Raw genomic sequence first — 6,963 nt, 5'->3', positions numbered from 1 at the left:
GGATGCCCGCTGGCTGGCCCACATGCACCGTCTTGGGATTTTGAAAGAGGGATATATCTACCCGAAGCAGGAACGGGGCTTTCGGGACCTGCTACGCAAACGCATGCAGCTGGTGCGGCAGCGCACCACCCATATCCTCAGCATCCAGAATCTGGTTTACCGCATTAAAGGGGTCAAAGCCTGTGGTATCCCCAAGAATTTTCAATAAATAACAAATAGTTAGCTTAATAAGGGAACGTTCATAGCCCTTGGTGATCAATTATTTCGCAAAAAAAATTACCGCCAGTGCTATGAACGCGACCACTATATTGAACAAAATCATCCCATTTGTCTGCCCCAATATGCATAAAACCCGACGAAATGCGTTAGCCGCATGTGTCTTGAGCCTAGCGCAGGGTAGTCTCTGTACTGTCACCAGTATTGGGCGTGGCATTCACTCTCAGAATTAAAGGGATAAAAGCCTGTGGTATCCCCACGAGCAAGCCGCGAAGCCGCATTCTAACCACAGTTTTTTATGCCCTTTTCTTCGCTTTTTCTAGCAAGGAAACGAAGTTTCCGTCTAGCCACGAGCAGGAGCCGAAGGCTCCGTTCTAGCCAGTTTGTTCACTATTTTCCGTGTTCAAGGGAAAGGGGTCCCCTGAACAGGGACAATTGATCTACTTTCATCCCTATACTGCTGGAATTAAAGAAATCAAAGCCTGTGGTATCCCCGCGAGCAAGCCGCAAAGCCGCATTTTAACCACGGCTTTTTATGCCCTTTTCTTCGCTTTTTCGAGCAAGGAAACGAAGTTTCCGTCTGGCCACGAGCAGGAGCCGAAGGCTCCGTTCTAGCCACGTCTTCGCTTTATCATTACAAAGAAGGAAAAGTGGACAGATTTATTTTCCAGATACTAGCGCTTTTTTAACTACCAAAGAACATTCCAGGCCGAATTCCAAATCGCGCAGATAGCTTTTCAATTGCCTGTCGACTCAATACCCGTTTCCCATTTAAAACTTTCGAAACCATTGTTTTATCACCTATCTCTGGAAGGTCACTTCCTGTCAGGTGATGTTGGCTCATCAAAGTTCGGAGTAGTGCAATATCATTTGGTATTGCTTCAGCCTCTTCGATAAAAGCTGCTAACTCTTCATCTTCAGCTTCATAACGCTCAATAGCGTTACTGAGCATGTCTATCAAAGGGTTCATAAGATCATCTGGAGTATCAGTAGCGGTTTCGATTACCTGCTCCAAAGTTTCCAGTGCTGTTTCGTACTGCTCATCTGAACCAATGTTAATGAAAGGCTGAGCAGTTGACATAAATGCCAGGTAAGCATCAACAATTGCTAACTGTGCCATAACATTACCTCTATTCTTTCTCTTTCATATATTTCTTAGTTAGTTTGTCATAATCCGCATGATTCACTATATGTTTGATATACATGCGTTTATTCACAAACTGGATAAATGCAATAACCCGGAGGTTATTGCCTCCTACATCCAGTACCCACCATTTATCTTTGTATTTAAAGTTATCTAATGATGGAAAAACTGCCATTAACTCTTCGGGGTTATGAAAATCCGTTTTATGTAGCACCTTGAACATATCCATCAAAACATCGCGGTCATTGGGATATTTCCTTGCCGCATCATTGAAGGGCTTTTTTGAGATTACATTCATTACCTATTCCTTGTTGACTACGTGTCAACTATAGCTCTAGTGTTGACTGAATGTCAACTTTGAGTCTTTTCGCTGATGGATGCTTATTGATTTATTTTCCAGATACCAGCACCAAAAAGCGGTAGTAAAGGGGGCAAGAAAAATTACCTGAGGGCATCCAAATGGCTCTTATCGGGTTGTATACCTCACTTGTGAAACCCAAATTTATTCTCCCCTTCTTTTTCAAAGAGAAGCAAAACGCTCAGCCATAAAGTCCACAAATTTTCGAATTTGGATCGGAATAAATCGTGATTGTGCGTATTGTAGTATCACCTTTCCCTGATAGTTTCCGGCCACATGCCAATCGGGCAATACAGCAACCAGAGTCCCATCACGCAACTCAGACTCGACGGTAAAGTCGGGAAAAATGCTGATGCCTAGATTACGTAGAACTGCGTCCTTCCTGATCTCGGTGTGATTCACTGAAAATCGACTTTGGGTTTTGATTTTAACTTTCTGCTGCTCATTGGTGAACTTCCACTCATTATCTCCGGTCTGCTCATCGAGTGTAATGCATTGGTGATCTAACAGATCACCAGGGTGAGCGGGAACACCGAAGATCTCCAGATAAACTGGAGTTGCGCACAACACCAGATTGGTCTGCATCAGTGTTTTAGATATCAGGCCTTCTAAAGGTTGGTCGGTGAGCCGGAAGATCACATCCACATCCTCACTGACCGGGTCTATAAAGTGATCAGCCACGCGAAATTTCACAGTGACTCCTGAGTAGGTTTGCAAAAAATCCAATACCAATGGTGACAATATTTGTTTGGCAAACGCTTTCGGCGCTGCAATACGCAGGACACCGCGGGCTTCTTCTAAGTTGCTGTGCGCGACTTGCACCGCTGATTTAGCAGATTCCAGCATCTGTTTACATTGTTCATAAACTTCACTTCCCGCAGTGCTGAGCCTCACCTTTCGGGTTGTCCGTTCCAACAATTTAGTTTGTAAACTTCTCTCTAAACGGTTTATTGAACGGCTGACAGAGGATGTTGCCAATCCAAGTTTTCGCCCTGCTTTTGAGAAACTTTCTTCTTCTGCCACCGTGACAAACACAGCCATTTCTGGAAGCAACGGTAATACATAATTGTTATCCACGGTGCAAAAATCCTTTGCGTGATAGATGTATTGTTCCTTTAAAATTACTAATTATCATTGGTGATTGTCAATTTGACTCAAGTAAACAATGAACCATCACAGGGATTCTAAGCGTGAAGAAGATTCGAAGTATCGACGATATTTCCATATTGACAGGGCAAGTCGACCATATTTTAACCTTATTTAGCGGCGGGCTGGATAGCACCTATTTGCTGGAATTGTTGCAGGGACGTGGAGTAAAAGTAACCGCTCTGGCAATCGACATGGGCGATGGTATAGACAACTCATTGTTGACCCATATTGCTAATCATTATGGTGTCGACTTAATTGTAGTGGATGGTCGACAAACCTTTATCGAACACTCAGTTATTTCTGCAATTCAAGCACAGGCTATGTATTTAGGCGATTATCCAGTGAGTTCCTCATTGTCACGACCAGTGATTGTAAAACACGCCGTTGAGGTCGCCAAAAGGCTTAATTGTGGTGCAATAATCCATACAGCTAACCAATCTCAAAATAGTTTGAGGCGCTTGAACGGCGCAATTGAACGCAGTGACTTCGAGGGCTTTTATGGCTCGCCCTATGAGTATTCTGCAATAACACGGGATGAGAAAATCGCCAGCCTATCCTTGTCCGGCCTTTTCGAGTTTCAAAATCGCAATGTTAGTGGTGATTCGAATTTATGGTGCCGTGAATTTGAATCGGGTGTGCTCGACAATCCGGAGAACTTTCACCTTTGTGAATCGTTATTCCATTGGTCAGCCTGGAATCCGAAATATCAATTAGTGGACCAGAATCACCAGATTGCTATTACTTTTCAAAAAGGCATACCGGTAAAGCTCAACGACCAGCCCATGACGCTTTCGAACATGGTGGCTTTCTTAAACAAGCACGTCGGTAGTTACCAGATAGGCCGTTACATTGGTTTCGATCATCTTGATGCGGATGAAAAAGTTTTAGAAATTCGTGAAGCCCCGGCGGCATGTACTCTGATCACTGCTTATAGACATTTGGAAACGGCTGTTCTCGAAACTAATGTTCTGCAAATGAAAGCGCAACAGAGTTTGGCATGGACCAATGAAGCTGTAGAAGGAAGATGGGGCAGCACACTACAACAAGCTGCGCAGGCATTTATTGAGCACACCGCACAGCTGGTTACTGGCACCGTTCGTTTCTCTCTCATGCAAGGTCAACTTTTCATGAATAGTATAGAAGCCGACCAAGCCAGATATCTAACTGATCGAGATGCATGGGAAGTGCAGATAGCGTTCGAACGAAGTCAAAGAAGTATCGCCACAGACGACTATTCATTGCAGTTAGCAGAGACCGCTTAGGAAGCACTTACTATGAAAGCACTATTAACCAGACAAGATTGCGATAGCGTAGTGGACCATTCAAACGGTCTGAAAAACAACTACTTCACTGTAATACATGCTTCAGAAATGCAGAGTTACTTAGGTTGTTCAGCAAAACAAGTTCAAGAATTTATTGATGAATGGCAACACCTTACGTTGGATACATATATGGGGGATGGTGGTACTTATCGTTATCGTCGTTATGGTCAGTTAGACAAAATGGCAACATCCAACAGTCTTACTTTATTGCCACATCAAGCGTATGAGCAAAGCAAAGAGGTGAACTACCTTAATGGCGATATCGCGCGTTGGTTTGATCCGCTGACCAGCAGCTTTGTGAACTCGCAGGTATTGCAGAGCACGCTGTTGTTTTTGGCCAACTTATACGATCAAACCTTGGGACAAGCGACTGACTGGAATATTCGTTTACACCCTTATCGCATAGTTGCTTCTACCGGACAGCTGGGGCAACCTGCCCCGGAAGGCCTGCATCGAGATGGCGTAACCTATATAGCGTCCATGATGATTCAACGTCAAAATGCTTCCGGTGGTGTGACTACACTAACTGACAATCAACGACAGCTGAAGTCAACTATTGAATTGGCCCAGACTTTTGACATCGTCATCGCTGATGATGATCGTGCCATGCATGACGTCAGCGCAGTATGTCCAGTTAATGATCAGGCACTGGCCATTCGTGATGTTTTAGTCATCGCTTTTACAAAAAAAGAGTCTGAAGCATGAGTGTTTCTTCCACATGGGGTGGCCGGTCAGATTTTCCTGCCACGGAAGCGATGCTGTTATTGGTCGCTATATTCTGGGGCACCAGTTATGGCATGACAAAAAGTGCACTACTATTCACCAGTGTATTCATGTTTCTGGCGATTCGGTTTCTAATGACCTTTGCACTCCTACTTATTCCTACCATTCAGGATTTTCGAGCCAGTAAAAATAAAGATTGGCAGGTTGCCTTACCTACCGGATTAATTTTACTGGCGATTTTTTGTTGTGAAGTTTTAGGCGTGTCGCAGACAACGGCCACAAACGCAGCCTTCCTGATCAGCTTGTCGATCGTTTTAACGGCATTGGTGGAAGTGCTGGTTAACCGTCAACGGCTTAATCTTAAGTTGTTAGCTCTGGCCTGTGCGAGTGTCATCGGAGTGGGCATGTTAACCTTTGATGGAACAATACAGTTGTCTTTGAACACAGGTGATAGGTTGATTTTGTTGGCAGCACTATTACGGGCTCTTATGGTAACCACTACAAAACGTTTCACCGAAGGGAAGCAAGTGACAACGCTCAGTTTAACGGCCTTACAGTCCTTAGTGGTTGGCACAGGTGCTCTGATCATGGTCTTGTTTCAACACATAACTCAAGAGACAGTTACTTTGCCGATGTCTACGAGTTTTTGGATGATTACACTGTACTTAGTTATATGTTGCACGTTGTTCGCATTCTTTGCTCAGAACTACGCAGTGCGTCGAACATCGCCAACCAGAGTATCCCTGTTGATGGGCAGTGAGCCACTGTTCGGTGCTTTATTTGCAACTATATGGTTGGGGGAATCCTTAACACTGGTACAGTATTTAGGTGGGGCGATTATCTTAAGTGCGGTGACTGTAGCATCTCTCTCGAAATAGAAATTGATTAATTCTAGGTTGAGAATAAAAACTAAAAAGGAAGAGGAAAAGGGGACTAGGAAAAGGGGACAGATTTATTTTTTGAAGCAAGTTACGTCTGTCTGCTAAAGAATTTAACAAATCAAACCCTGCGGTATCCCCACAAGCAAGCCGCGCAGCCGTATTCAAACCACGGCTTTTTATGCCCTTTTCTTCGCTTTTTCTAGCAAGGAAACGAAGTATCCGTCTAGCCACTAGCAGGAGCCGAAGGCTCCGTTCTAGCACATGTTTGTGGAGCGTAGCTGGTTCCCGTGCACTGCCTTGTTATGCGCCTGTATATGCTGACAAAATTTCATTTTCTTTACTCTTAGCAGCGATATGTACTATTACAGTTTTGTTTAAGTCTACGGCTGGATGTAGCGCTAGCCTTTTTGAATAATCAAAAACTTCACCAAGCGACTCATTATCGTGCCACGTGGTCATAACAGATTTCGTTTCTGGAATATCACCATAGTTGAATGCTTCAAGATTAGCGTAATCAACTGAATCATCCCAGCTACTTGCTTCGACACCCCAAGCCATCATGTATAAGCAACCTGCGTTCACCAAGTCATTGCTTAGTTCTTCTTGCCATTCGGCAGAAACCGGCTCCTCCACAATCACTATTGCGCGAAATGGTTCAGAAGACGCAATCTTTGGATTCTCTGAATTTGGCACAAGATGTAAATATTCAATTTTCACGCGAACGCTCAATACTCAAATATTCGCAGTCATGGTAGAGCGCCCCGTTACCGAGACGACCCCACACAGATCCGGACGTGCGGAACTACCGCATCCGGCTCTTCAATAATATCCTCGCCCGTGTAAAACACAGACCCTCAATACCAGTCCACTGCTATCACTCTTTTACTCACTCGCATGGGCTGGATTCCAAAATATCTTAACATCTCCTTCATCCCTGACCATGTGTAACTTTTCCGACCACTTCGCCGGTTTAGCCAGATATACAGACTGTTGAGTATGTGACCGTAGATCCGCCCCACACTCAGGCTGTTGTCCGGTAACGCAAAGTAGTTCCTGAATCCGGCAATCTTGCATTTTAGTTGTGGCATCCAGTGATCCAGTCGCCGATGGCGATTGTCTTTAATCCACGCATAAAACGTTTGCAAGGCCATCTTATGTTTCTTCGGGGCA

General features: G+C 44.4%; 8 protein-coding genes and 1 pseudogene. 4 read left to right on the top strand and 5 right to left on the bottom strand.

Annotated features, from left to right (window positions below; translation table 11 throughout):
* Positions 1–208 (top strand): annotated as a pseudogene (locus JW499_RS21140) (hypothetical protein); the annotation flags it as partial.
* A 693-nt stretch (positions 209–901) separates the two neighbouring features.
* Here the strand turns inward: JW499_RS21140 and JW499_RS21135 are convergent.
* From JW499_RS21135 to JW499_RS21125, 3 genes are all read right to left on the bottom strand, one after another.
* Entirely contained in the window at positions 902–1,336 is a 435-nt protein-coding gene (locus JW499_RS21135; protein ID WP_205212442.1) for a helix-turn-helix domain-containing protein, read from the bottom strand.
* A gap of 10 nt (positions 1,337–1,346) precedes the next feature.
* Positions 1,347–1,658, bottom strand: coding sequence for a type II toxin-antitoxin system HigB family toxin (locus JW499_RS21130; RefSeq protein WP_205212441.1), 312 nt, complete (start codon positions 1,656–1,658; stop codon positions 1,347–1,349).
* Positions 1,659–1,880: 222 nt separating this feature from the next.
* A complete protein-coding gene (locus JW499_RS21125; protein ID WP_205212440.1) occupies positions 1,881–2,795 on the bottom strand; it encodes a LysR family transcriptional regulator in 915 nt (304 codons plus the stop codon).
* Between the two features lie 113 nt (positions 2,796–2,908).
* Here JW499_RS21125 and JW499_RS21120 point away from each other — a divergent pair, with 113 nt between their 5' ends.
* The 3 genes from JW499_RS21120 to JW499_RS21110 are packed head-to-tail and all read left to right on the top strand — an operon-like array spanning position 2,909 to position 5,790.
* Entirely contained in the window at positions 2,909–4,129 is a 1,221-nt protein-coding gene (locus tag JW499_RS21120) for an argininosuccinate synthase-related protein (protein WP_332874043.1), read from the top strand.
* A 12-nt stretch (positions 4,130–4,141) separates the two neighbouring features.
* Complete coding sequence (locus JW499_RS21115; RefSeq protein ID WP_205212439.1) at positions 4,142–4,894, top strand: 2OG-Fe dioxygenase family protein; 753 nt, start codon at positions 4,142–4,144, stop codon at positions 4,892–4,894.
* Complete coding sequence (locus JW499_RS21110) at positions 4,891–5,790, top strand: DMT family transporter (RefSeq protein ID WP_205212438.1); 900 nt, start codon at positions 4,891–4,893, stop codon at positions 5,788–5,790. Before JW499_RS21115 ends, JW499_RS21110 begins: the two co-directional genes overlap by 4 nt.
* A 303-nt stretch (positions 5,791–6,093) precedes the next feature.
* On the opposite strand, the gene JW499_RS21105 is transcribed toward JW499_RS21110, so the two are convergent.
* Together JW499_RS21105 and JW499_RS21100 are read right to left on the bottom strand one after the other, a co-directional pair.
* Positions 6,094–6,510, bottom strand: coding sequence for a DUF7684 family protein (locus JW499_RS21105; protein WP_205212437.1), 417 nt, complete (start codon positions 6,508–6,510; stop codon positions 6,094–6,096).
* A 137-nt stretch (positions 6,511–6,647) separates the two neighbouring features.
* A partial coding sequence (locus JW499_RS21100; protein ID WP_205212436.1) for a hypothetical protein occupies positions 6,648–6,963 on the bottom strand: 316 nt, incomplete at its 5' end.

The sequence above is a fragment of the Amphritea pacifica genome, from assembly GCF_016924145.1.
GTDB classification, from domain to species: Bacteria; Pseudomonadota; Gammaproteobacteria; order Pseudomonadales; family Balneatricaceae; genus Amphritea; species Amphritea pacifica.
This window is presented reverse-complemented; position numbering and strand designations above follow the sequence as displayed.

What these genes read in the sequence shown, in the direction of transcription:
- JW499_RS21135 (WP_205212442.1), bottom strand. Translation starts at nt 1,336, where the DNA reads ATGGCACAGTTAGCAATTGTTGATGCTTACCTGGCATTTATGTCAACT.
- JW499_RS21130 (WP_205212441.1), bottom strand. Translation starts at nt 1,658, where the DNA reads ATGAATGTAATCTCAAAAAAGCCCTTCAATGATGCGGCAAGGAAATAT.
- JW499_RS21115 (WP_205212439.1), top strand. Translation starts at nt 4,142, where the DNA reads ATGAAAGCACTATTAACCAGACAAGATTGCGATAGCGTAGTGGACCAT.
- JW499_RS21110 (WP_205212438.1), top strand. Translation starts at nt 4,891, where the DNA reads ATGAGTGTTTCTTCCACATGGGGTGGCCGGTCAGATTTTCCTGCCACG.